Raw genomic sequence first — 22,079 nt, 5'->3', positions numbered from 1 at the left:
CTACCCGTCGTCGGTCGAGAGGGTCGCGGAGAGCCCCTGAGCCATCTCGATCTCCGTCGCGTTGTTGAGCGTCCACGCGGTGCGCTCGGTGACGGCCTCGATGGCTTCGCGCGCCGACGCGGGGCCGTGGCCGGACTTCTTCACGCCGCCGAAGGGGAGGTGGACCTCCGCGCCGATACAGGGGAGGTTGCCGTAGGAGAGGCCGACCTCGGCGTGGTCGCGGTAGTAGTTGAGCTGTCGGTAGTCCTCGCTGATGACGGCCCCCGCGAGACCGTAATCGACGGCGTTGTGGATCTCGACGGCGCGCTCGATGCCGCCCGCGTAGGGGATGAGCGCGACGTGCGGGCCGAAGACCTCCTCGCGGATGCAGCGCAGGTCGGGGTCGTAGTCGGTCTCGTAGACGAACGGCCCGACCCAGAAACCGTCCTCGTGGCCGTCGGGGATCTCGCCGTCGGCGAGCTCCGCGCGGTCGACGAGGACGTCCACGCCCTCCTCGCGGGCGAGCGCGTTGTACTCGCGGAACTTCTCGACCTGATCGGCGTCGGCGAGCGGGCCCATGAAGGTGCGCTCGTCGAGCGGATCGCCGACGGCGACGTCCGCGGCGAGGTCGACGAAGCGCGCTTTGAAGTCGTCGTAGACGTCCTCGTGGACGACGAGCCGTTCGGCGGAGACGCAGCGCTGGCCGGTCGTCTTGAACGCGCTCATCACGGCGGCGTGGACGGCGATGTCGAGGTCGGCTTCCTCGGTGACGACGACGGCGTTCTTCCCGCCCATCTCGAGGACGACGTCGCGCCCGGGGACGCCCCCGAGTTTCTCCGCGATGGAGTGTCCCACCTCGGCGCTCCCGGTGAAGAGCACGGTGTCGACGGCGTCGTTCTCGACGACGGCGTTCCCGGCGTCGCCGTACCCCTGCACCATGTTGAAGACGCCGTCGGGGATCCCGGTGTCGTCGAACATCTCGGCGACGATCTGCGCGCAGTAGGGCGTCTGCTCGGCGGGCTTCCACACCACCGTGTTCCCCTCGACGAGCGCGAGCGCCATGTGCCAGAAGGGGATGGCGACGGGGAAGTTCCACGGGGTGATACAGCCCACGACGCCGCGGGGTTTGCGGCGCATGTAGGCGTCCTTCGCGGCGATCTCGCTCGGGACGACGTCGCCGTGCGGGTGGCGGGCGTTCCCGGCCGCCCACTCGACCATGTGCCACGCCTCCGTGACGTCGGCCTTCCCCTCGCTGATCTCCTTTCCGCACTCCCGCGAGACGACCGCGCCGAGCTCGTCGTGTCGGTCTCTGAGCTCGTGATAGATCTCCCAGAGGAACTCCGCGCGGTCGATGTAGGAGAGCGCGCGCCACTCGTCCTGAGCGGCCTCCGCGGCCGCGACGGCCTCCTCGACGTCCGCGGGCGTCCCGCGGGCGAACTCGCCGAGACGCTCGCGCGTCGCCGGCGAGCGGCTCTCGAAGGTCGCGGTTCCCTGTCCGGTGCGCCAGTCGCCGTCGACGTAGTGGCCGTGCGGTGCCATACTGTCCCGTCGTCGGGGGCGAAGAAAAGCCCATCCCCGCGTCCGGGGTCAGTCGGCGTTCGCCGCGCCGGCCGCGCCCGCGACGCGGCCCGTGTCCGCGAGCCAGCCGAGCGCGAAGACGACGAGGCCGCCGAGGACGACGAGGCCGCCGGCGACGCCGAAGGTGAGGAGGTAGTCGGTGCGGGCGGCGAGCCAGCCGCCGACGAGGCCGCCGACGCCGCCGGCGCCCGAGGAGAGCGCGGTGTAGAGCCCGAGCGCCGCGCCGCGCCGGTCGGGGGCGGCGTAGCGCGCGACGAGCGTGTTCGCGGTGACGGCGACGACGGCCCATGAGAGGCCGACGACGACGTTGAGGGCGGCGACGCCGACGAGGCTGGGGACGGAGGGCGCGCCGAGCACGGAGGCCGCGGCGGCGACCGCGGGGAACGCGAGCGCGCGGAAGCCCAGTGCGCCCGTCTGGAGGCGGCGGAGATCGTAGCGGTCAGCGAGCGCGCCCGCGCCGACGTAGAACGCGGCCGAGGAGAGGCTGGAGACGACGTAGAGGGCGTAGACGGCGTCGTCGCCGAAGCCGACGCCCGCGAGGAAGTCGGGGAGGGGCGCGCTGAAGACGCTGAACCCCGCGAAGAAGACGGAGACGGCGACGAGGTAGACGGCGAGGGGGCGGCGGACGCCGCGGAGGAGCGCGCGGGGGTTCGACGTCCGCGCGAGCGAGACGAGTCGCCCCGGGAGAAGCGGGCTGAGCGCCCCGCGGGCGGTGCCGAGGAGGCGCGGGCGGCGCGAGAGCGCGCTCGCGCTCGGCGCGGCGTCGCTGGTCGGGAGCCACCGCGCGGCCGCGAGCGTCGCGCCGGTGAGGAGGGCGACGCAGACGAGGAACAGCGAGCGTTGGACGGGCAGGGTAACCGGTCCGAGGGCGACGCCGCCGGGGAGGGCGAGCGACGAGGACGCGAGCGGGGCGAGCGCGCCGCTGGCGAGGCGCGTCCAGAGCGCACCGAGGACGAGGCCGCCGGCCCACCCGTACCCCTGATAGCGGTTGAGACGCGCGATGCGACCGTTCCACTCGCGTTCGGGCGCGTCGGCGAGAACGAGCGTCGTGAACACCGGAGTGGCGCTGGCGACGCAGAGCCAGAGGGCGGCGTCGACGAGGATCACGGCGGCCACGGTGTCGAGGAACGGGAGGATCGCCGTGGCGAGCGCGATCCCGGCGAGGCCGGCGAGCGCGAACGGGCGGTGGCGGCCGGTGCGATCCACCAGCGTGCCGACGCCGAGCGCGCCCGGCACCATGGCGATCGAGGTGGCGAACCAGCAGAGGCCGAGGTCGAAGGCGGTGCCGCCGAGGCCGACGATGAAGAGCGGGACGAGCAGCGAGAGCGCGCCGACGGCGACGTTCGCACCCGCCCACGCGTAGAGCCAGCGGTCGTTCACGGTGTCGCGCACGCCACGGTCTGGGGGCGGCGGCGGCAAAAGGGAAGCGCACTCGCGGCGGTCCGCGATCGAGCGATGCGGGCGGTCCGGCGGGGCGGGCGATCGATCCGCATCCGCGACCCGACCGGCGTCCGCCGCGGTACCCGAAGCTCGGTGAGGCCCGCCCTCCGCCGCTCGCGCCGGCCTGAGACCGACCGACGGAAGACGTAAACGGACAGATCGACTACCGTCGGTCGTGGCACAACCGCTCCGGTTCAGGCGTTCGACCGAAACGTGGAGCGCGGGGCGGGTCCGCGACGAACTGCTGGCGGCGCTCGACGCGAACATCGGCGCGACGGCGACGTCGCCGTGGTACCGCGCCCCGTCGGGATACGCGGCGCGGCGCTTCGAGATGGACAACGGCGACGTCGCGCTCTTCGCGTACGCCGAGAGCGGGAGCGGCGGGTACTGGCTGGGGAACACGGAGACGCCGAGCGCGCTCTGGCGGACGGAGAAGGAGGGGTTCGACGAGGCCCCGCACGGCGTCTCGCGGTGGGCGCAACGCGAGTTCCTCGCCGGCCTCCACGACGAGGCCCCGTGGCTCGAACCCTACACCTACCTCTCGTGGTTCTTCCTCCCGGTCTTCTGCTCGAAGGACGGCCGCGAGACCTCCCGGGAGTTCTTCCGCGAGCACGCGGCGGGCTTCCCGGACGCCGACCGGGACGACGCGCTCGCGTTCTACGACGACTTCCTGAAGACCGGGATCCTCGAACCGCACCGGCACGTGATGGCGGGGAAGCTCGGCACCTCCGAGTACCTCGATCTGACGCGGACGAGCGCCGCGATGGGCGAGTTCGACGCCGCGTGGCTCCTCCACGAGGCGGGCTACGACGTCACCCCGGAGATCGAGGTGGCGACCGGTCACTCGCTGGACTTCCGCGCGGAGCGCCCCGACGGATCGGCGGCCCACCTCGTCGAGGTGACGCGCCCGCTCCCGGTGAACGAGCGCTCCGCGGGGACGCCGACGGCCGCGATCCGCGACACCGTGGCGACGAAGACGGACGGCCAGCTGGCGAAACACGGCGGCGGCGCAACGCTCCTCGTCGACTGTTCGAGTTTCCCCGACGACGACTGGCGCGCGCTCCTCGCGGCGGAGCCGGACGTCCAACACCGGCCCGCCGCGGTCTTCCGCGTGCGTCCGAGCGGACGCGTCGAGGGATACACGAAGGGCGCGCTCCCCATCGACCTCGGGTTCTGAACCGTCGGCGCGACGATCCCGACACTCAAATGCGAGCGGGCCCCAGTCGAAGTGAATGAGCGACGCCGACGTCGAGGGGGAGGCGGGGGCCGCGTGGCGCGAGCGCTTCGGCTTCGACGAGCCGTACGAGAACCAAGCGGACGCGATCGAGGCCGCGGTCGACGTCGGGCGCGAGGGCGGCTATCTCGCCATGGAGGGGGCGTGTGGGACGGGGAAGACGATGGCGGCGCTGACGGCCGCCGCGACGCTCTGTGATCGTGGCGTCTACGAGAACGTCCTCGTCGTCACGCCGGTCAAACAGCAGCTCCGGCAGTTCGTCGACGACCTGCGGACGATGAACGCCGAAAGCGACGATCCCCTGCGGAGCGTGGCGCTCGTCGGTAAGCGCGACCTCTGCCCGTACGGCCGCGAGGACGTCTTCCCCGCGGACGCGAGCACGCACGAGCGCTGTGAGGACCTGCGGGAGACGACCGCCGAGCTGGTCGAGGCGGGCGACGGCGGGGCGCGCGACGACGGCGCGGAACTCGACGACCTCACGGCGATCCGGACGGACGAGGATATCGAGGAGGCGTGGTGGGACCCGGTGACGGCCCGTGCGTTGGCGAAGAGCGCGCGTCCGGGCCGGGAGTCGATCGATCAGTCGACGCTGGAGACGGCGGGGGCGGCCTCGCCGTACGTCCCGGTCCAGCCGAGTGCGGATGCAGAGTTCGACGAGGACGAACCGCTGTTCTGTCCGTTCGAGGCGGACTGGTACGGCCGCAATCGCGGGTCGCCGATCGACTTCTCGGCGGGCGACGAACACGTCGTCACGTCGCGCGATCTCCTGCCGGCCGCCGTCGAGGCCGGGACGTGTCCCCACCGCGTCCAGAGCGTCCTCCTCGGCGAGGCGGACGTGATCGTCGGGAACTACAACCACCTCTTCGATCCGCAGAGCCGACCGCTGATCGAGGGCGTCGTCGGCGAGGAGACGTTCGTGATCGTCGACGAGGCCCACCGGATCGAGGAGCGCGTGCGCGATCTGCTCTCGGAGCGCATCGGTCGCCAGACGCTCCGGCGGGCGCGCAACGACCTGAGCGAACTCGTCGCGCGGACGAACCAGAGCGAAGGCGCGAAAGAGGAGGTGGCGGCGCATCTCGCGGACTTCGACGTGACGGTCGGCGACGTGAAGCGCGCCCGGGATTTCTACGACGACGTCGCGGCGTGGCTGACCGGCGAGGTGACCGAACGCCTCGCCGCGGAGTTCGACGGCGAGCGCGACTGGCCGGCGCACGACGTCGAACTCCCGCTGCGCGATCCGGACGTCGCCGAACCCGACGAGCTGACCCGGTGGGCGGAGCGGGAGGGATACACCGGTGATCTCTGGCGGCGCCTCCGCGCCGTCGGGACGGCGGTCGAGGACGTCCTCGACGAGGAGGACCGCGCGACGGTCTGCGAGGCCGTCGGGAGCGTCTTCACGAACTGGTGGGAGCGGGATCACGCGACGCACTTCCGGGAGATCGAACTCGAACACGCGCCGACGGAGGCCCCGAGCGGCGAGCCGTGGGAGGCCACGTACACCGCGGGGCTCGTGACGTACAACTGCATGCCGGGCGGGGCGGTCCGCGACGTGTTCGCCGGCCTCGGCGGCGGCGTGTTGATGTCCGCGACGCTCGAACCGCTCGACGTCTTCCGCGAGGTCGTCGGCCTCGACGCGCTCGCGGACGATCCGGACGACCCGCGGCCGGTCGCGGAGCGCTCGTACGACCTGCCGTTCCCCGAGGAGAACCGGGCGTCGTGGACGGTGGCGGCGGAGGCGTTCACCGCGCGGAACCGGGGTGCGCCGACGAGCGAGAACGCGAACGCGACCCGCGAGGAGTACCGCTACGTCCTCCGAACGCTCGCGCGGAGCCACGGGAACGTCCTCGTCTGCATGCCGAACTACCGCGAGGCGGCGTGGGCGGGCGACTACCTCACCGACGCGGTGGAGAAGGAGGTACTGGTGGACTCGAGTTCGAGCGACGAGGAGACGGAGCGGCTGAAGCGGGCGTTCTTCCGGGGGCCGGGGAAGGTGCTCGTCACCTCGACGCGGGGGACGCTGACGGAGGGGGTGGATTACGACGGCGAGAAACTCCACTGCTGTGCGGTCGTCGGCGTCCCGCTCGTGAACGTCGCGTCGCCGCGGATCCGTGCGGTGAAGCGGGCGTACACGGACGCGTTCGGCGAGGAGAACGCCTTCGAGTACGCGCTGACGGTACCGGCGGTCCGGCGCGCGCGACAGGCCATCGGACGCGTCGTGCGGGGACGCGACGAGCGCGGCGTGCGCGCCTTCGTCGACGAGCGCTATACGGCGGACGCACCCCGATCGGTTCACGGCTACCTCGGCCGGGAGGAGCGCGAGGAGTTCGTCCGGATGACGCCGGAGTTCCTCGGACCGAAGTTGGACGGATTCTGGGGATAACGACCGTGAGGAACCCGTGGCCGCGGGTGACAATCGTTGCCGAAGAAGCGTAGGCTTTTACACATCGGCGCGTTACGTGTGCGTATGAGTCTCACCATTCGCTCGCCGAAAGAGCGCTCCTGCGTCCGATGTGGACGAACGGAAGCCTGGAACGAAGACGTCGACGCGTGGCGCGTACCCGAGGGTAACGAGGGGGAAGTAGCCTGTATCCACGACTGGGACGTAACGGGCGAGTTCAGGCCGGTCGAGCGGTAACGTACACTTCGCCGTCGCGATCGACGACGCCGCGTTCCTTGAGGGTCTTGAGGATACTGAACAGCGTGATCCGTTGGAGGTCGAGGCCATCGCGGAGCTCGTCGAGAGTCGCCCCCTCGTGGAACTGCAAGAAGAGATAGACGAGCTTTCCTCGCGCCGATTCGACCGTTTCGGGAACTCCCTTCGGCATCTGTCGCGCTTGCATCTCGTTACGCGTAGTGATGGGTACGACGACCATAAACCCTAGCTACGACAGTCGTCGAAATTCCGTGGGCGGAGCGCGGGATTCACGGGAGACGGTGACGAACGCGGGGTATGACCGATCGCCGCCACGACCGATTGGCGCGCCACTCCACGCCCGGACCCGGGAACGCGCTGCGTCACTGGCCGGACGCGAAGGGGGTCGTTCGCGTCGCGCTCAACTACGCCTGTATCGTGCTCGCGCGCCACTCGCCGAGCCTCCGGCTGAAGGTCGTCCTCTACCGGCTGCTCGGGATGACCGTCGGCGACGGCGTCTCCTTCGGACTCGAGGCGACGCCGGACGTCTTCTTCCCCGAGCTCGTCACCGTCGCGGACGACGCCATCGTCGGCTACGACGCCACGCTCCTCTGCCACGAGTTCCTCCAAGACGAGTACCGGACGGGCGAGGTCGTCGTCAACGAGCGAGCGATGATCGGAGCGGGCGCGATCGTCCTCCCTGGCGTCACGATCGGCCGCGACGCGCAGGTCGCCGCGAACTCGCTCGTCGCCGAGGACGTCGCCCCCGAGACGACGGTCGCGGGCGTTCCGGCGGAACCGCTCGAACGCGGGCGAGACGGGACGAGCGACGAGCGCGCTGACAGCGCGGACGCTGGCGGCGGCGAAACGGACGAGGCGGGGCGGGAGGACGAGGGGTGAGGGGTAGAGGAGGGGTAGGGGGGTTAGCGCTCCTTCACGACGCCGTACTCGAAGACGTGGGCGTTCGGGACGGCGTGTTCGGTGCCGTCGTCCTCGATGTAGGTCACGAAGACGTCCAGCTCTTGGACGATCCCGCTCGTCTCGCCGATGCGGACGTGATCACCGATCCCGTAGGGCTGATTGAGGAGGACGTAGACGCCCGCCGCGGCGGACGCGAGGAGGTCCTGCGCGGCGACGGCGACGAAGACGATGAGCGCGAGCATGACGGCCGCGAAGACGATGACGAGCGGGAGGGTGGCGACGCCGAGTTGGCCGAGCGCGACGAGCACCGCGACGAAGACGATGCCGTACTTGACGACGAGCGGGATCACGCCGATCTCCGGGACTTTCACCCCGCGCAGGCGCTCCGAGACGACCACCTCGACCTTGTCGCCGACGAGGACGCCGAAGACGAGGACCGCGACCGCGAAGACGACCGCGGGGAGGTAGCCGACGAGTCGGTACCAGAGCGCGCGTAGGTCGACGAGGTCAGTGATGGCGAGCGCCAGGACGACCGCGACGGCGTAGATGACGAGCGAGGAGAAGCGCGCGAGGAGCGCGACGATCGACGTGCCGAACCGCCGCGCGGTCCGTTCGACGCTCGTCCCCTCGACGGCCGTCGGGACGCCGGCCGCCCGGAGGAGGCGGGCGTTCAGCCGTCCGACGAGGTAGCCCGCGACGAGTCCGACGACGAGCACGCCGAGCGCGAGCAGGTAGTCGACGTCCCGCGTCACGAGCGTCTGCACGTCCATCAATACGCCTCCGGATCGAGTTCGAGGACGAGCTCACCGCCCTTGAACGCGCGGACGAGCCCGTCGCTCTCGCTCAACACCACCGCGATCGCGCTCGAATCGCGCGTGATGCTCGCCGCCGCCATGTGCCGCGTTCCGAGCCCCTTCGGGATGTCGACGCCCTCCGCCGACCCCTCCAAGTAGCGGTACGCGGAGACGATCTTTCCCGAGTCGGAGATGACGAACGCGCCGTCGAGCCGCGAGAACTCCTTGAGCATCACGTTCACGATCGGATCGCCGACGTGGACGTGGCTCTTCTCGAAGGGGTTGTACGAGAGCGGCCGAGACTTGTTCATCACCTTCCCGGCGTCGCCGACGACGAACAGCGCGCCCACCGGCTTGCCCTTCTGACCCTTCTGTCCGAGTTCGATCACGACGTCGAGGACGTCGCGGATGACCGCCGGATCGGCCCGCGAGTTGACGAAGAGGTCGTAGACGCCCGAGTGGCGCTCGGCGTCGACGCGCACCCGCGAGACCGTGTCGACGTCGTCGTCGAACACCGCGGTGGCGCAGGCGACGTCGTCGCCGTCCGAGAGGTACTCGTTGTCGAGCGCCCCCTCGATCCCGAACCGCACGCGCTCCGTGACCTCGGCGAACTCGAGGGGGAGCTCGACGAAGGCGTCCGCGCCGACCGTGTTCTCCGCGCCCACCACGATCAGGTCGACGTCGCCCCCGTCGGTGGCGTCCCGCGCGCGCTCGTAATACGACCCGCTGGGGGAGAACGACACCAGCGCGTCGACGTCCGTCACGAGTTCGCCGAGAAGATCCTTCAGCGCAGACATTAGCGTTACGACTCGTGGGCCGGCAAAAAGGGTTGTGACCCGTCTGACGTCCGTCTGCCGGGGGACGAAGGACTACGTGGCCGGCCGCCGAACTCACGCGCATGGCCACGATCCCCGACGCGTACCACGACCTCTTCGAGAAGGCGACCATCGCACACGTCACCACGATGAACCCCGACGGCACGCCGCACGCGACGCCCGTCTGGATCGGCTACGACGCCGACGACGACCGCCTACTCGTCAACACCGAACGCCACCGCCGCAAGGCCCGCAACGCCGAACGCGACCCGACGGTCGCCGCGAGCATGACCGACCCCGACGACGACTACCGCTTCCTCTCCGTCACCGGCGAGGTCGCCGAGATCACGACCGACGGCGCGCGCGAACACATCGACGCCCTCGCGCACCGCTACACCGGCGACGACTACGCCGTCCCCATCGAGAGCGAGCGCGTCCTCCTGCGGATCCGGGCCGACGAGGTCATCACCGGTCAGTAGGGCGGAAACGGGGCGGTGGAGTGGCGGTCGGATGCGCCACGGTTGTGACGGTTCAGTCGCGGACTCGCCAGCGAACTCAATCGCGCGGGTCTTTTTCACCCATGTTTCTGCGACGAGGAGTCGCCGGAGGCGAGCCGAGTCGGGAAAAGATGGAGGGGATGCACGGAACCGGATTCGAACCGAAATCAGACGTGCTCGCGCTGCTGCGCGCGCCTGATAGGGCCCGAATCCGGCCCGGATGGTTTTCGTCCTCGCTTCGCTCGGACAGAAAATGCACGGGACCGGATTCGAACCGGCGGACCCCTTCGGGATAGCGTCCTAAGCGCTACGCCGTTGGCCAGGCTTGGCTACCCGTGCGCACGTGGACGAACGGCCGAGTTCCCTAAGAGCGTGTCGCCTTCGCCGTGGGCTTATGTCCCTTCACCACCTCACGCGAGACATGTATCGCGCGGGCGATGCGTTCGAGAACGCCGAGTGGGTGGCGAAACTCGACCGCGTCGCGGACAGACTCGATCTCGACGCCGAGGCGCGTTCGAGCGCGGAGGACCTCTTCCTCTCTGGGGTTCCAGAGGAAGAGCGCTCGAAGCGCGCGGCGCTCGCGGCGGCGGTCTACGCGGGCTCGCTCGTCGCGGGCGATCAGCGCTCGCAGACGGCGGTCGCAGAGGCCGCGGACGTCTCGCGGCAGGCCGTACAGAGCCGGTGGAAGGACCTCCTCGCGGACGCGGGTCTCGAACCGCCGTCGTGGTAGCGGGGTCGGTGGTTATTCGCGCGGCGTCGCGTCGGGCGTCACGGTGCCGTGTTCGTCGATCTCGCCTCTCACGATCCGGGTGGAGGAGATGACGCCGCCGTCGTCGGCCGCGACGCGCGGGACGACCTCGATTCGGAGGGAGTCATAGCCACGCTCTCGGCGGATCTCGTTGACGCGCTCGGCCCCCGCTTCGGTCTCCGGGGAGACGACGAGCGCATCGAACTGGGGTTCGACGGCGATACCCGTCGGCTCGGTCAGCGTACGGATCTCGTAGTCACGGCCGTACTCGTCGGCGAACCGTTCGAGTTCGTCCGCGAGATCGCGTTTTCGCTCCTCGAACAAGCGGACGTAGCGCTCCTCCTGACGGGTCCGAGGCGCGAGGTCGTCGCTCGTCAGGCCGACGGTGACGTCCCCGAGTTCGAACGCGCGCTCGAAGAGCGCGCGGTGGCCGTCGTGGATGGGGTCGAACGTCCCGCCCAGCGCAACGTTCATACACCGGGCGAGGGTTCCATCATGTTTAGCAGTTTGGTTCTCAGGCGTTCCGGTCCGGCGCGTCGTCGCCCGCGGGGGCGGCGTCCTCGCCCGTCGCAGCGGCGTCCGCGTCGTCGGACGCGTCGGCGTCGCTCTCGTCCCCGTGGACCTCGATACGGACCGGTTGATCGTCGCGTTCGTCCTCGCGTCCCAGCGTGAAGATCGTGTTCAGCTCGTCCTGTACGCCGCCGACGACGCCGCCGACGAGGTCGCTCGGCGCGATCGCGGTGTACTCGTAGGGGTTGTTGCCGGCCCCCTCGCTCTCGCGTTTGCGACGCTCGACGGTGTCCTCGTCGGCGAGCTCGGCGAGCGCCTCGCGCACCGTGCTCGGGTAGAGTCCGGTCCCCTCGGCGACCTCCTCGCTCGTGCTCCACGGGTGCTGGCGGAGGTAGACGTAGATGCGGGCGCGGGTCTCGGTGTCGAGCATCCACGAGAGGATGTCGACGACGCGCTCGTCGAACCCCGAACGCGCCCGATCCGCACTCTCGCCGAGTCGGTCGCGCGCGCTTCGCTCTCCCTCCTCGGGTGTGTCGGTGTCCTCGGACATATGTCGTTCTCGGGAGAACACAAGCCCCGGGAGCGTAAAAACCTCCTGCTCGCCCCGTCCTCGCTCGCCTCAGAGCCGGATGGCGTCGTAGAGCGCGCGCGCCCCCTCGGTGTCGCGGACGCGCCGCTGGAACGCCGCGCCGCTCTCGGCCTCGTAGACGTCGCGGATGCCCGTGACGCCGAGGCGGTCGCACTCACGCTCGACGACGTCACCGAGCGTCACCGTGTCCTCGCCGCTGCGGGCGATAAACGAGGCGTCGTGGCCGTGGCGCGTCGCGCGCCACTTGTTCTCGTCGAGGAGCTCGCGTCGGTGGCCGTACCCCGTCTCGCCGTCCGCGTAGCGCTCCGCGAGGTCGAGCACGAGCGCGTGGACGTAGCGGACGAACGCCTCGACGACCGCGGGGTCGTGCTGGGCGTCGGGCGCGCGAACCTCGACCGTGCCGTGTCCCGAGTGGGGGCGGACGTCCCACCAGATCTCGCCGCGGTCCTCCATCGATCCGTGTTCGACCATCCGCTCCTCGAAGGCGTCGAACTCGGCGTACGAGTCGAACGCCGTCGGCATCCCCGTGTTCGGGAGGTTCTCGAAGACCTTCGCGCGGGCCGAGGCGAGACCCGTGTCGTGGCCGTTCCAGAAGGGCGAGTTCGCGGAGAGCGCGAGCATCACGGGGAGGTACCACCGGATCTCGTTGGCGATCCACATCGCCTTATCGGCGTCGTCGACGCCGACGTGGACGTGGAGCCCCGCGGTCGTGTTCCGGTGTTGGGGGTACTGGATGCGATCGAGTTGCGATCGGTACCGGGGTTTCTCGGCGTGTTCGTGGTCGCGCCAGCGCGCGCCCGGGTGGAGGCCGGCGGCGGCGACGCCGTACCCGTGCTCGGCCGCGTAGGAGACGAGCGCCTCCCGGACGTCACGGATCGCCGCACCGGCGTCCTCGACCCCGTCGAGTTTCGGCGTCTGCGTCTCGACGACGAACTTGAACAGCTCGTGGTCGACGCGGTCGGCCAAGAGTTCCGGGGGGTCGGCCTCGTACACGAGCGTGTCGCTGCCCGCCGTCGGACGCCCACCGGCGTCGACGAGGAAGAACTCCTCCTCGACGCCGAGCGTCCCGAGCTCACTGAACGCGTCCGGCGAACCCGTCGTCATTCACCCGGCCTTCGAGAGGGGCGAGTTTATAAGTACCGAAGGCGGCCCTCAGCGCGGGGTCGCGACCACCGCGAGGTGGTCGTCGTGGTACGGTTCGAGGGGTGTGCGCGCGAGCACGTCGTAGGCCTCCCGAAGGTCGGCGAGCGCCTCGTCGAAGACCGCTTCGGGAGCCGCGGTGACGTCCTCGCTCCGGGCCTTGACCGCGAGGACGAGACGTCCGTCGTCGGCGAGGAACCGCGCGTTCTCGACCGCGACGCGCGCTTGGCCCCGGGTGGCGACGTCCTGTACGAGCACGTCCAGATCCGCTTCGACGACGTGCGCGTACGTCTCCGGTTTGCGGGCGTCCTTCAGCAGGGGGAAGAGGTTCGACCGGGTGTCACACACGCCGAGCAGGTCGCGGGCGGAGCGCGGCGCGAACTCGACGGCGTACGTCGGTCCGGCGACGTCCGCGACGTGACTCACCGTCGTCCCGTTCGCCGCGCCGAGGTAGAGGACGGAGGCGTCCGCGCTGAGACCGGTGTCGAGTCCCTTCTCGATCGTCGCGCCGAGCTTCGAGCGGTGCGGGTCCCAGCGCCGCCAGCCGTCGCCAGTGGGTTCGCCGTAGACCGACTCGCCGCGCGTGGCGAGCGCGGGTCCGTCGCCGAAGTCGCGGCGCGCGACGCCCGCCGGGAGGTCGGGGTCGTCGTCGCTCATTTCGCGCCTCCGTCGTCGCGTCGCGCGCGGATCGTCTCGATGCGTTCGTCGAGTTCGGCCTCGACCTCGGGGCGGTAGTCGCCCGCGTAGTGGTCGATCCGCGCGCCGATCGTCAGCTTGCCGGCGAGCGCTCGCGCGGCCGACCCGCGCTCGTCCGGGTGGGTGCCCCGGACGTACTCGTGGGTGTAGATGACGCCGTGCTTCGGCGAGGGGGCGTTTCCGCGAAGGTGCGCGAACAGCGCGTCCTCCGCGCCGAGCACCTGCACGGTGCCCGAGGGCATCTTGGCGAGGGACTCCAGACCGCCCGCGAGTTCGATCAGGCGCGCGGCGAGGACCGGGCCGGCCATCGACGCGAGGTTCGGCGCGACCGTCGAGACCGTCCGTTCGAGGAACTCCCGTTCGGCGTCGCGTTCGTCGGCGAGGGCCACGACCCGCGCCGCGAGCGAGACGACGCGCTCCTCGGCCGCCGTCTCGGGATCGCGGGCCGCCAGATCGCGGGCGTAGGCCACGCCCGTCCCGGGTTCGTCGTCGAGCGTGCCGCCCCACTCCGCGACGCGCTCGGCGAGTTCGTTCGTCGTCGACGCGAGGTCGTCCATCGCGCGGATCGCGTGGACGAGCTGCCTGTCGTCGGCAGACTCGGCCTCCCGAACGGCGCGGCGCGTCGCCGCCACCGTCGCCTCGTGAAGCGCGTCGTAGTAGTCGTCGGCGTCGGCCGCGAATCCGGCGTCGAGCGCTCGCTCCGGCCAGTCGGCGGGCGCGTCCGCGCGGCCCTCGCGTATCGCCGCGGCCGCGGCGTCGGTGTCGTCGCGCTCGACACCGGCGAACCAGCCCGCGTCACCCGCGGGCGTCTGTTCGGTCATGCGCCGGGCTATGCCGCCCGGTCGTATAGGCGTTCCCGAACGCGGGGCGGCGGAGACGGGACGTTACTGGTGCGTGACCTTCCGGACGCGACCGCGAGCGCCGGACTTCAGCTTCACGTCCGCCCCCGTCGGGTCGGCCTCACCGATCACCGCACCGATCTCGCCGATGATCGGTTCCCTGTTCGCACCGCGCTCGATCTCGACGGTCATCCCGGTCTCCAGTTCGTGCGGCTTCGGATACTCGGGCATGTGCGGCGGTGAACGGCTCGGGAGACAAGGGCGTGGCGGCCGACTTTTTGTATCGGCGCGCCGTCATCGAGGACATGGGCGATACGGCGACGGACGACGACGATGACGACGGCGCGGACGTCTCCGACCTCATGGACGACCTCGAAGCGCTCGAAGCGCACGTCGAGAGCGAGGAGGCCCGCGAGGCGGTCGCGGAGGCGATGGAGACCGCGGTCGAGCTCCGATATGGCGGGACGTTCGGGCGCGTCATCCGCGGATTCGACCGCGCGGACGCCGCGGAGGCCGCGCTCGGGAGCGTCCTCTTCGCCATCCCGATGGTCGTCGAAGGCGGAACGCACGACGTCGGCGCTTACGTGGCGGCGCACGTCGGCCACCTGTTCGGGACCCTCTGTGCGACCGTCGCGATGGTGTACGGCATCCTCTACGTCGCGGAGATTCAGGACGTCCGCGTCAAGAACCCGATTTTCGGCGTCATCCCCCGTCGTCTCGCGGGCGTCGTCACCATCTCGATGGGCGTCACCACACTCCTCTTCACGGGGTGGGGACAGGTCGACTGGACGGCCGAGCCGTGGCTCTCGGCGTGCGTCGTCGCGGTCGCGTGGGCGCCGACCGCCGTCGGTGCCGCACTCGGCGACATCCTCCCCGGTTCGTGACCGTTCGCGCGAAGGTGGCGGCTACGTGATCGCGCTGTTCACGGATTCGTCGTTCGCGTAAACGCGATCGCGTAACGATCGCGCTGCTCGCGTCACTCGCTTACGCCCGTTCTACGACGCGGTCCTCTCGTCGTCGGGACCGCGCTAGTCGTCCGCGGGCGCTTCGGCGCTCCCCTCGGCTTCGCCGGTGGCGCCGGAGAGTGCGCCTTCGAGGTACTCGTCGGCGTCGAGCGCGGCCTTCGACCCCATCCCGGCGGCCGTCACGGCCTGCTGGTAGTGGAAGTCGACGACGTCGCCCGCACCGAAGATGCCCTCGACGTCGGTCTTCGTCTGACCGGCGCCGTGGCCGCCCTGCGTGCGGAGGTACCCCTCGTCGTCGAGTTCGACGCCCGTCTCTTCGAGGTAGGACGTGTTCGGCGTGTGGCCGATGGCGACGAAGAAGGCGCCGACGTCGAGCGCGCGCTCCTCGGTCTGCGCGTCGTCGAGCTTCGCCGTCGGGTGCCCCTCGGGGTGGTAGACGAGGTCGACGCTGTCGACGCCGTCCTGCGGGCTCCCGTGGATCTCGGTGGCCTCCGTGTTCCAGAGGACTTCGATGTCCCCCGACTCGACGTGCTCCCGCACGCGGTTCTCCCAGTAGTCCTCCGCGCGCAGTTCGTCGCGGCGGTGGACGAGGTAGACGGTCTCGGCGAACTTCGTGAGGAAGACGGCCTCCTCGGCCGCGGCGTCGCCGCCGCCGACGACGACCATGTCCTCGCCGCGGAAGAACGCGCCGTCACACGTCGCGCACGTCGAGACGCCGTACCCCATCAGTTCGTCCTCGCCGGGGATTCCGAGCGTTCGGGCCGACGCGCCCGAGGCGGCGATGACGGCGTCGGCGGTGTAGACGTCGCCGTTCTCCAGCGTGACGCGGAAGGGGCGGACACCGTCGTCGACGGAGGCGACGATCCCGTGTTCGAGTTCGGCGCCGAAGCGCTTGGCCTGCTCTTTCATGTCGTTGACGAGCGTCGTGCCGTTGATCCCCTCGGGGAAGCCGGGGTAGTTGTCGACTTCGCTGGTGAGGGTGAGCTGGCCCCCGGGCTCGTCGCCCTCGAAGAGCAACGGGTCGTTGTCGGAGCGCGCCGCGTAGATGCCGGCGGTGAGCGCCGCGATGCCCGTCCCGGTGATGATGAGGTTCCGGTGCTCGACGACGTCGTCGGTCTCCTCGGCGATCCCGAGCTTCTCGTCGAGGGCGCCCGTCGCGTCGAGCGCGGAGGTGTCGTCCCAGCCGCCGATGAGTTCGTCGTCGATGAAGACCTCGGGGGCGGTCTCGCGGCCGTTCGCGCGCTCTTTCATCTCCTCGAAGCGCTCCTCGTCGCCCGTGACGTTGTACGTCACGTAGTCCACGCCCTTACTGTCGAAGAGGTCCTTGGCCTTCTCACAGTACGGGCAGTCCGTCTTCGTGTAAATCTCTACGCGGGGATGATCGCTCATACCCGCTAGAACGTGGCTCGGGGGCTTGTAGGTTGCGCCACCCGGGAGGCTGGCCGGTGTCGCGTGCGCACGAGCGAGGCGGAAAAAGCGAGTGCACGGAGGCCACGACGATATCCTTACCCCGAGCGGGCGACGCAGTAGGGGTATGCCCGCCGACCTCGCCGAGAAGACGGATCGCTACGAGGCGCTGCTCGCCGAAGCGCTCGCGGCGGCCGAGCCGGTCGCACCCGAGGGGACGCCGCTCGCCGACGCCACCGACGAGTACGAGGAGATGGCGCGCTCGTACCTCGAGGACGGTCGCCACTTCCGCGAGCACGACGACCCCGTGAACGCCCTCGCCGCGTTCAGCTACGGCCACGCGTGGCTGGACGCCGGGGCTCGGATCGGCCTCTTCGACGTCCCGACGGAGGGACACTTGTTCACCGAGTGACTCGGTGAACAGGTGTCCCGACGGCCGCCATCCTTAGGCGAGACGCGCCGGTATCGTCGAAGCGCATGGACCACGACGAATTCGTCGGCGACGTCCAGCATCGACTCGAACTCGCCTCCCGAGGCGAGGCCATCCGAGCGACGCGGGCGGTCCTGGAGACGCTCGGCGAGCGCCTCCAAGCGGACGAAGCCGCCGACCTCGCCGGGCCGCTCCCGATGGAGATCGACCGCTTCCTCCACGCGGCCGACTCCGGCCAGCTCTTCGACTTCGACGAGTACGTCGCGCGCGTCTCGCAGCGCGCTCGCGTCGACCCCGCCGAGGCGGCCTTCTACGCGAAGGTCGTCGTCGACGTCGTCGCGGACGCCGTCCCGGAGTCGGAGCTCGACGACGTCACCGCGCAGCTCCCCGCCGACTACGACGACCTCTTCGAACTCCTCGGAGACGAGTCGTACTACTGAACCGTTCGCCAGTACCTTTTTTTCGCCAGCCCGCCCAGTTCACGGGTATGCCGAACGAAGCCTACGTCCAACTGCTGTGCCCCGACTGCACGAAGCAGTGGGAGGAGTCGCCGAACGACCTCCCGGCGTCCGATGAGAACTTCGACTGTCCGGGCTGCGCGGCGACCTACCGGACGAGCGAGTTCATGCGCACCGAGCGCGACCTGGAGAACCTGAAACGGCTGCAGTCCTAAGGCGCGTTCAGACGGGCGTGCGTGCACCGCAGGCGTCGCACTGCAGGTGCGTCGTGTCGTTCTCCTCGACGAGGTTCGTGTCCGGGAGGCCACACTCCGGGCAGCGGACGTAGCGCTCGACGTAGTCGTCGAGCGCCTCGGCGATCCGGTCGCCGTCGAACTCCCCGGTGAGACGCACGCGGCCGTTCTCGTCGATCTGCGCGGCCGTCCCGAGGTCGTTCTGGATGAACTGGAGGACGTGGCGCTGCTGGCGGTCGAGGCGTTCGAGGGTCGCCTGGAAGTTCTCGTAGACGGTGAAGTTGCCCTCGATGCGGACGTTCGGGTCCGGAACGTCGAAGCGCGACTCGTCGGCGTCGATCTCGGATTTCTCCGTCATCGCCCGATCGAGTTGCTCGTCGTATCCCATGGACGGACCGAAACGCCGGCGGCCTAAAAGCGTTTCAGCCCGACTACCCGATCGCCGTCTCTCGCGTTCTGCGGCCCGAATAACCGTGTGATAACAGTTATCAAGATAATACTATAACCCTCCGGGCGATAGGGAGTGATGTCATGAAGAAACAGGAGCTCATCCACCTTCACGGGCTTCTCGCAGAGGTAGGTAACTACTACGCGAAGTGTGAGGGCGAGACCTCCCTGGACCTCGACGGCTACGAAGAACTGGGCATTCGACCGACATCGATCCACAAATCGAAGACCGACCACAAGGCGGCTGTTTTCGCGCTGGCCGACGACATCACGACCGCGATGGACTCCGAGGAGGGAACGGAGAAAGTCGCGGCGCAGGCCGACTGAAACCCGACGACGAGCCGGGTCCGTATCCACGTACCGCGTAGCGACGGCTGTTCTCGCGGACGAAACCGACACGCTTTGGCCCCCGCGAAACCGAGCGTACGCAATGCGAACCGGTTCGGTGCCGCTCGCCGACCTCGCCGGCGGCTTCGACCTGCAGGCGACGCTGGAGAGCGGCCAGACCTACCTCTGGACCCGTGAGGACGACGCGACGTACGCCGCTGACGGCGCCCGCGGCGGTGACGCGTGGTACAGCACCGTCGTCGACGGGGAGGTGATCCGCGTCCGCCAGCGCGACGGCCTGTTGGAGTGGGAGAGCACGACGGACGCCGAGTCGCGTCTGTTCGACCTCCTCGCGCTCGACGACGACCTCCCCGCGATCCGCGAGGGGGCGAGCGACGACGACCTGATCCGTGCGGCCTACGAGCGGTACTGGGGGTTGCGGATCGTCCGCGATCCCTTCTTCGGCTGTCTCGTCTCCTTCATCTGCTCGGCGCAGATGCGCGTCGGACGGATCTTCGCCATGCAGGCGGCGCTCCGCGAGGCGTACGGCGAGACGATAACGTTCGACGGCCGGACGTATCACGCCGTCCCGACGCCCGACGCGCTCGCCGACGCGAGCGAGGACGACCTCCGGGAGTTACGCCTCGGCTACCGCGCGCCGTACGTCGCCCGGACGGCGAAGCTGGTCGCCTCGGGCGAGCTGACCGAGTCGGACGTCCGCGGCGAGGACCTCGAGACGACCCGCGAGGCCCTGAAGGGGTTCGTCGGCGTCGGCGACAAGGTCGCGGACTGCGTCGCGCTCTTCTCGCTCGGCCACCGCGACGCCGTCCCGCTGGACACCTGGATTCGCACGGCCATCGAGGAGTATTATCCCGACTGCGCGAGGGGGAACTACGCCGAGACATCGCGCGCGATCCGCGAGGCGTTCGGCTCGAACGCGGGATACACGCAGACGTACGTCTTCCATTATCTCCGGAGCGGCGACGACGTGGACGGGAGCTAAGTGGCCGGCGGTCGAGCGTCCGGCCATGAGCGACGACGAGCGAGCGACGAGTGACGACGGCCGAGTGCGCGCGCACGTCCACGTCACCGGGCGCGTGCAGGGCGTCTTCTACCGGGCGAGCACCCGCGACGCGGCGCGCGAGCGCGGCGTGGACGGGTGGGTGCGGAACCTCGACGACGGGCGCGTGGAGGCCGTCTTCGAGGGCCCCGGAGACGCCGTCGAGGCGATGGTCGAGTGGTGCGAGACCGGGAGCCCCGCCGCGTCGGTCGAGGGCGTCGACGTGGCGTCCGAGGCCCCGGAGGGGATCACGGGGTTCGAGATCCGGCGCTGAGCCCACGGCCCGCGGGACGGATTGGGCTTAAGTGGGTTCGGAGCGTACGGTCGATCCGAGTGACAGGCGCATCTACCGCTTCCGCCGTCGTGGCGAAACGCGTCGACGACGGGGAACCCGACACGGAGGAAATCCGCGAACTCGTCCGCGCGGCCGGCTACGAGGTCGCCGGCGAGGTCACACAGAGCCGCACGGCCGATCCGGCCCTCCAGCTCGGGGAGGGGAAGGTCGAGGAGCTCGCGGCGCTCGTCGCGGAGACCGGCGCGGAGACCGTGGTGTTCGACAACCGCCTCGGCCCCTACCAGACGTTCAACCTCGGCGATCACCTCCCGGACGGCGTGACCGTGATGGATCGCTTCACGCTGATCCTCGAGATCTTCGGCCAGCGGGCACAGACGCGCAAGGCCCAACTCCAGGTCGAGCTCGCGGAGCTCCGCTACGAACTGCCGCGCGCGGAGGCAAAGGCGAGTCTGGCGAAGCGCGACGAGCGCCCGGGGTTCATGGGTCTCGGGGAGTACGACGAGTCGCGCGAGCAGGACATCAAGGCCCAGATCTCGCGGATCCGCGACGAGCTCGAACAGATCGAGACGACGGAGCGTCAGCGCCGCGACCGGCGCCGCGAGTCCGGCTTCGACCTCGTCGCGCTCGCGGGCTACACGAGCGCGGGGAAGTCGACGTTGATGCGCGCGCTCGCCGCCGACCTCGACCTGGACGAGAACGAGGCGCTCCACCCCGATCTCGACACGACCGCCGAGTCCCGTGACGAACTGTTCACGACGCTCGGGACGACGACGCGCCGGATGGAACTCGACGAGCGCGACGTCCTCCTCACGGACACGGTCGGATTCATCAGCGACCTCCCCCACTGGCTCGTCGAGTCGTTCAAGTCGACGCTCGACTCGGTGTATCAGGCCGACCTCGTCCTGCTCGTCGTGGACGCGAGCGAGCCCGTCGAGGAGATCCGCGAGAAGCTCGCGACCTCCCACGACACGCTCTACGAGCGCAACGAGGCACCGATCGTCACCGTGTTCAACAAGGTCGATCGGATCTCCGAGGACGAACTGGCTGAGAAGCGCGAGGCACTCTCGGCGCTCGCGCCGAACCCAATCGCCGTGAGCGCGCTCGCCGGAACCGGACTCGACGACCTCCGCGAGCGCGTGACGTACGCCCTCCCGCGGCGGGAGAAGGAGCGTCTCGTCCTCCCGATGACCGACGAGACGATGAGCGTCGTCTCGTGGCTCCACGACAACGCCCACGTCGAGGACGTGACGTACGGCGACGACGAGGTCGTCGTCGCCTTCGAGGCGCGCCCGAAGATCGTCGAGCAGTCGCGGGACAAGGCAAGCACGCTCGCCTCGGCGTAGGCGGCGACGGACGCGACCCGACCCGGCGACGAAAGGCGGGAAACCTACAACGCGGCGCGGTGTAGCGCCCCGCCATGTGGTCGCCCATCCCGGAGCGGATCGCCGCTCCCTACCTCGACGTCGAGCTCTCGCGGTTCCTCCTCCTCGCCGCGAACGCCATCGGCGTCCTCGTCGGGCTGAACTTCTACCTCGGACAGATGACGACGCGCGGCGCGCTCACGTGGCCGTTGCTCGTCGACAGTCCGCTCTCGCTGTGCTGGATGACCGCCAGCCTCCTCACGCTCTGGGGGCTGGGACGACGCTACTACCCCTCCTCGCCCTTCCTCGACGCGCTGAACACGATCGCGTTCGCGTCGATGGTGAAGTACGGCCTCTGGACGGCGTTCACACTCAACTACTTCTTCAGCGCGTACTACCCGGACGTCTGGAGCTACTGGGGCATCCTCTTCACGCACCTCGTGATGGTCGCCGAGGCGTTCCTCCTCCCCTATTACGGGCGGACGAGTCGGTTCGCGCTCGGCGTCACCGCGTGCTGGTTCGTCGCGAACGACGTCGCGGACTACGCCTTCGATCTCCACCCGCACCTCCGGAGCGCGACGACCGGCCCCCTCCCCTGGGTGACGCCGCTGCTCTCGCTCGGCGCGCTCGCGCTCGCCTGGTACTGCCTCGACGGCGGCCGGGACGATCCGACGACGCTCTGAG

At 69.9% G+C, this 22,079-nt stretch carries 28 protein-coding genes and 1 tRNA gene; 15 read left to right on the top strand and 14 right to left on the bottom strand.

Translation table 11 applies throughout. From position 1 onward, the window contains the following. Window positions 1-1,518, bottom strand: a complete 1,518-nt coding sequence (locus IEX91_RS08030) for an aldehyde dehydrogenase family protein (RefSeq protein WP_188878209.1) — start codon at window positions 1,516-1,518, stop codon at window positions 1-3. Between the two features lie 48 nt (window positions 1,519-1,566). Continuing rightward, window positions 1,567-3,264, bottom strand: a complete 1,698-nt coding sequence (locus IEX91_RS08025; protein WP_268238680.1) for an MFS transporter — start codon at window positions 3,262-3,264, stop codon at window positions 1,567-1,569. Between IEX91_RS08025 and IEX91_RS08020 the strand changes: the two genes are divergently transcribed. The 3 genes from IEX91_RS08020 to IEX91_RS16600 all read left to right on the top strand — a co-directional run bounded on the left by IEX91_RS08020 (window position 3,173) and on the right by IEX91_RS16600 (window position 6,866). Then, window positions 3,173-4,174: a DUF5784 family protein gene (locus tag IEX91_RS08020; RefSeq protein ID WP_188878206.1), complete on the top strand. Its 1,002-nt coding sequence runs from the start codon at window positions 3,173-3,175 to the stop codon at window positions 4,172-4,174. The two genes, IEX91_RS08025 and IEX91_RS08020, sit on opposite strands and share 92 nt — an antisense overlap. A 55-nt stretch (window positions 4,175-4,229) precedes the next feature. Then, window positions 4,230-6,611 carry an ATP-dependent DNA helicase gene (locus IEX91_RS08015; protein ID WP_188878204.1) on the top strand — a complete coding sequence of 794 codons (2,382 nt, stop codon included), beginning with the start codon at window positions 4,230-4,232 and terminating at the stop codon, window positions 6,609-6,611. A gap of 84 nt (window positions 6,612-6,695) precedes the next feature. Continuing rightward, the gene (locus tag IEX91_RS16600; protein ID WP_326838209.1) at window positions 6,696-6,866 is read left to right on the top strand and encodes an HEWD family protein; all 171 of its coding nucleotides are present in this window, start codon (window positions 6,696-6,698) and stop codon (window positions 6,864-6,866) included. Here the strand turns inward: IEX91_RS16600 and IEX91_RS08010 are convergent. Next, window positions 6,847-7,071 carry a TrmB family transcriptional regulator gene (locus IEX91_RS08010; RefSeq protein WP_229772823.1) on the bottom strand — a complete coding sequence of 75 codons (225 nt, stop codon included), beginning with the start codon at window positions 7,069-7,071 and terminating at the stop codon, window positions 6,847-6,849. The genes IEX91_RS16600 and IEX91_RS08010 overlap by 20 nt on opposite strands. 110 nt (window positions 7,072-7,181) lie before the next feature. Between IEX91_RS08010 and IEX91_RS08005 the strand changes: the two genes are divergently transcribed. After that, window positions 7,182-7,763, top strand: a complete 582-nt coding sequence (locus IEX91_RS08005) for an acyltransferase (protein WP_188878202.1) — start codon at window positions 7,182-7,184, stop codon at window positions 7,761-7,763. Window positions 7,764-7,786: 23 nt separating this feature from the next. On the opposite strand, the gene IEX91_RS08000 is transcribed toward IEX91_RS08005, so the two are convergent. Continuing rightward, window positions 7,787-8,554: a mechanosensitive ion channel domain-containing protein gene (locus tag IEX91_RS08000; RefSeq protein ID WP_188878200.1), complete on the bottom strand. Its 768-nt coding sequence runs from the start codon at window positions 8,552-8,554 to the stop codon at window positions 7,787-7,789. Beyond that, entirely contained in the window at window positions 8,554-9,375 is an 822-nt protein-coding gene (dacZ, locus tag IEX91_RS07995; protein WP_188878199.1) for a diadenylate cyclase DacZ, read from the bottom strand. The genes IEX91_RS08000 and dacZ overlap by 1 nt, the downstream gene beginning before the upstream one ends. A gap of 101 nt (window positions 9,376-9,476) precedes the next feature. Here dacZ and IEX91_RS07990 point away from each other — a divergent pair, with 101 nt between their 5' ends. Beyond that, window positions 9,477-9,872: a pyridoxamine 5'-phosphate oxidase family protein gene (locus IEX91_RS07990; RefSeq protein ID WP_188878198.1), complete on the top strand. Its 396-nt coding sequence runs from the start codon at window positions 9,477-9,479 to the stop codon at window positions 9,870-9,872. A 272-nt stretch (window positions 9,873-10,144) separates the two neighbouring features. Here IEX91_RS07990 and IEX91_RS07985 read toward each other — a convergent pair. Further along, window positions 10,145-10,229, bottom strand: a tRNA-Leu gene (locus IEX91_RS07985). A gap of 82 nt (window positions 10,230-10,311) precedes the next feature. Between IEX91_RS07985 and IEX91_RS07980 the strand changes: the two genes are divergently transcribed. Next, on the top strand, window positions 10,312-10,620 hold the full coding sequence (locus IEX91_RS07980; RefSeq protein WP_188878196.1) for a transcription initiation factor IIB family protein: 309 nt from the start codon (window positions 10,312-10,314) through the stop codon (window positions 10,618-10,620). A gap of 12 nt (window positions 10,621-10,632) precedes the next feature. On the opposite strand, the gene IEX91_RS07975 is transcribed toward IEX91_RS07980, so the two are convergent. The 6 genes from IEX91_RS07975 to IEX91_RS07950 all read right to left on the bottom strand — a co-directional run bounded on the left by IEX91_RS07975 (window position 10,633) and on the right by IEX91_RS07950 (window position 14,643). Next, window positions 10,633-11,112, bottom strand: coding sequence for a phosphopantetheine adenylyltransferase (locus IEX91_RS07975; protein ID WP_188878195.1), 480 nt, complete (start codon window positions 11,110-11,112; stop codon window positions 10,633-10,635). Between the two features lie 40 nt (window positions 11,113-11,152). Next, window positions 11,153-11,698 (bottom strand): winged helix-turn-helix domain-containing protein, encoded by a 546-nt coding sequence (locus tag IEX91_RS07970; RefSeq protein ID WP_188878194.1) that lies wholly within the window; start codon window positions 11,696-11,698, stop codon window positions 11,153-11,155. 69 nt (window positions 11,699-11,767) lie between these two features. Beyond that, the gene (locus IEX91_RS07965) at window positions 11,768-12,841 is read right to left on the bottom strand and encodes a glutamate--cysteine ligase (protein WP_188878193.1); all 1,074 of its coding nucleotides are present in this window, start codon (window positions 12,839-12,841) and stop codon (window positions 11,768-11,770) included. A 48-nt stretch (window positions 12,842-12,889) separates the two neighbouring features. Then, window positions 12,890-13,534, bottom strand: coding sequence for a fibrillarin-like rRNA/tRNA 2'-O-methyltransferase (locus tag IEX91_RS07960; RefSeq protein WP_188878192.1), 645 nt, complete (start codon window positions 13,532-13,534; stop codon window positions 12,890-12,892). Continuing rightward, window positions 13,531-14,394, bottom strand: a complete 864-nt coding sequence (locus tag IEX91_RS07955) for an NOP5/NOP56 family protein (RefSeq protein ID WP_188878191.1) — start codon at window positions 14,392-14,394, stop codon at window positions 13,531-13,533. The genes IEX91_RS07960 and IEX91_RS07955 overlap by 4 nt, the downstream gene beginning before the upstream one ends. 63 nt (window positions 14,395-14,457) lie before the next feature. Next, entirely contained in the window at window positions 14,458-14,643 is a 186-nt protein-coding gene (locus IEX91_RS07950) for a hypothetical protein (protein WP_188878190.1), read from the bottom strand. Between the two features lie 74 nt (window positions 14,644-14,717). Between IEX91_RS07950 and IEX91_RS07945 the strand changes: the two genes are divergently transcribed. Then, a complete protein-coding gene (locus tag IEX91_RS07945; RefSeq protein WP_188878440.1) occupies window positions 14,718-15,296 on the top strand; it encodes a DUF2391 domain-containing protein in 579 nt (192 codons plus the stop codon). A gap of 144 nt (window positions 15,297-15,440) precedes the next feature. Here the strand turns inward: IEX91_RS07945 and IEX91_RS07940 are convergent, their stop codons facing one another. After that, a complete protein-coding gene (locus tag IEX91_RS07940) occupies window positions 15,441-16,766 on the bottom strand; it encodes an FAD-dependent oxidoreductase (RefSeq protein ID WP_188878189.1) in 1,326 nt (441 codons plus the stop codon). 145 nt (window positions 16,767-16,911) lie between these two features. Between IEX91_RS07940 and IEX91_RS07935 the strand changes: the two genes are divergently transcribed. From IEX91_RS07935 to IEX91_RS07925, 3 genes are all read left to right on the top strand, one after another. Beyond that, on the top strand, window positions 16,912-17,196 hold the full coding sequence (locus IEX91_RS07935; protein ID WP_188878188.1) for a DUF357 domain-containing protein: 285 nt from the start codon (window positions 16,912-16,914) through the stop codon (window positions 17,194-17,196). Window positions 17,197-17,261: 65 nt separating this feature from the next. After that, window positions 17,262-17,654, top strand: a complete 393-nt coding sequence (locus tag IEX91_RS07930) for a DUF2267 domain-containing protein (RefSeq protein ID WP_188878187.1) — start codon at window positions 17,262-17,264, stop codon at window positions 17,652-17,654. A gap of 47 nt (window positions 17,655-17,701) precedes the next feature. After that, a complete protein-coding gene (locus tag IEX91_RS07925) occupies window positions 17,702-17,887 on the top strand; it encodes a DUF7836 family putative zinc-binding protein (RefSeq protein WP_188878186.1) in 186 nt (61 codons plus the stop codon). 7 nt (window positions 17,888-17,894) lie between these two features. On the opposite strand, the gene IEX91_RS07920 is transcribed toward IEX91_RS07925, so the two are convergent. After that, complete coding sequence (locus IEX91_RS07920) at window positions 17,895-18,293, bottom strand: translation initiation factor IF-2 subunit beta (protein WP_188878185.1); 399 nt, start codon at window positions 18,291-18,293, stop codon at window positions 17,895-17,897. Between the two features lie 143 nt (window positions 18,294-18,436). Between IEX91_RS07920 and IEX91_RS07915 the strand changes: the two genes are divergently transcribed. The 5 genes from IEX91_RS07915 (at window position 18,437) to IEX91_RS07895 (ending at window position 22,078) form a co-directional block, all read left to right on the top strand. Beyond that, a complete protein-coding gene (locus IEX91_RS07915; protein WP_188878184.1) occupies window positions 18,437-18,679 on the top strand; it encodes a UPF0058 family protein in 243 nt (80 codons plus the stop codon). A gap of 103 nt (window positions 18,680-18,782) precedes the next feature. Further along, window positions 18,783-19,682, top strand: a complete 900-nt coding sequence (locus IEX91_RS07910) for a DNA-3-methyladenine glycosylase family protein (RefSeq protein WP_188878182.1) — start codon at window positions 18,783-18,785, stop codon at window positions 19,680-19,682. A 25-nt stretch (window positions 19,683-19,707) separates the two neighbouring features. Next, window positions 19,708-20,013, top strand: coding sequence for an acylphosphatase (locus IEX91_RS07905; RefSeq protein ID WP_188878181.1), 306 nt, complete (start codon window positions 19,708-19,710; stop codon window positions 20,011-20,013). Between the two features lie 59 nt (window positions 20,014-20,072). Then, the gene (gene hflX / locus IEX91_RS07900) at window positions 20,073-21,377 is read left to right on the top strand and encodes a GTPase HflX (RefSeq protein WP_188878180.1); all 1,305 of its coding nucleotides are present in this window, start codon (window positions 20,073-20,075) and stop codon (window positions 21,375-21,377) included. A gap of 74 nt (window positions 21,378-21,451) precedes the next feature. Continuing rightward, a complete protein-coding gene (locus IEX91_RS07895) occupies window positions 21,452-22,078 on the top strand; it encodes a DUF1405 domain-containing protein (RefSeq protein ID WP_188878178.1) in 627 nt (208 codons plus the stop codon). The last annotated feature ends 1 nt before the right edge of the window (window position 22,079 follow it).

The sequence above is a fragment of the Halarchaeum nitratireducens genome, assembly GCF_014647155.1.
GTDB lineage: Archaea > Halobacteriota > Halobacteria > Halobacteriales > Halobacteriaceae > Halarchaeum > Halarchaeum nitratireducens.
Note: the sequence above shows the minus strand (reverse complement) of the source record. Positions and strands in the feature narration are given on the sequence as shown.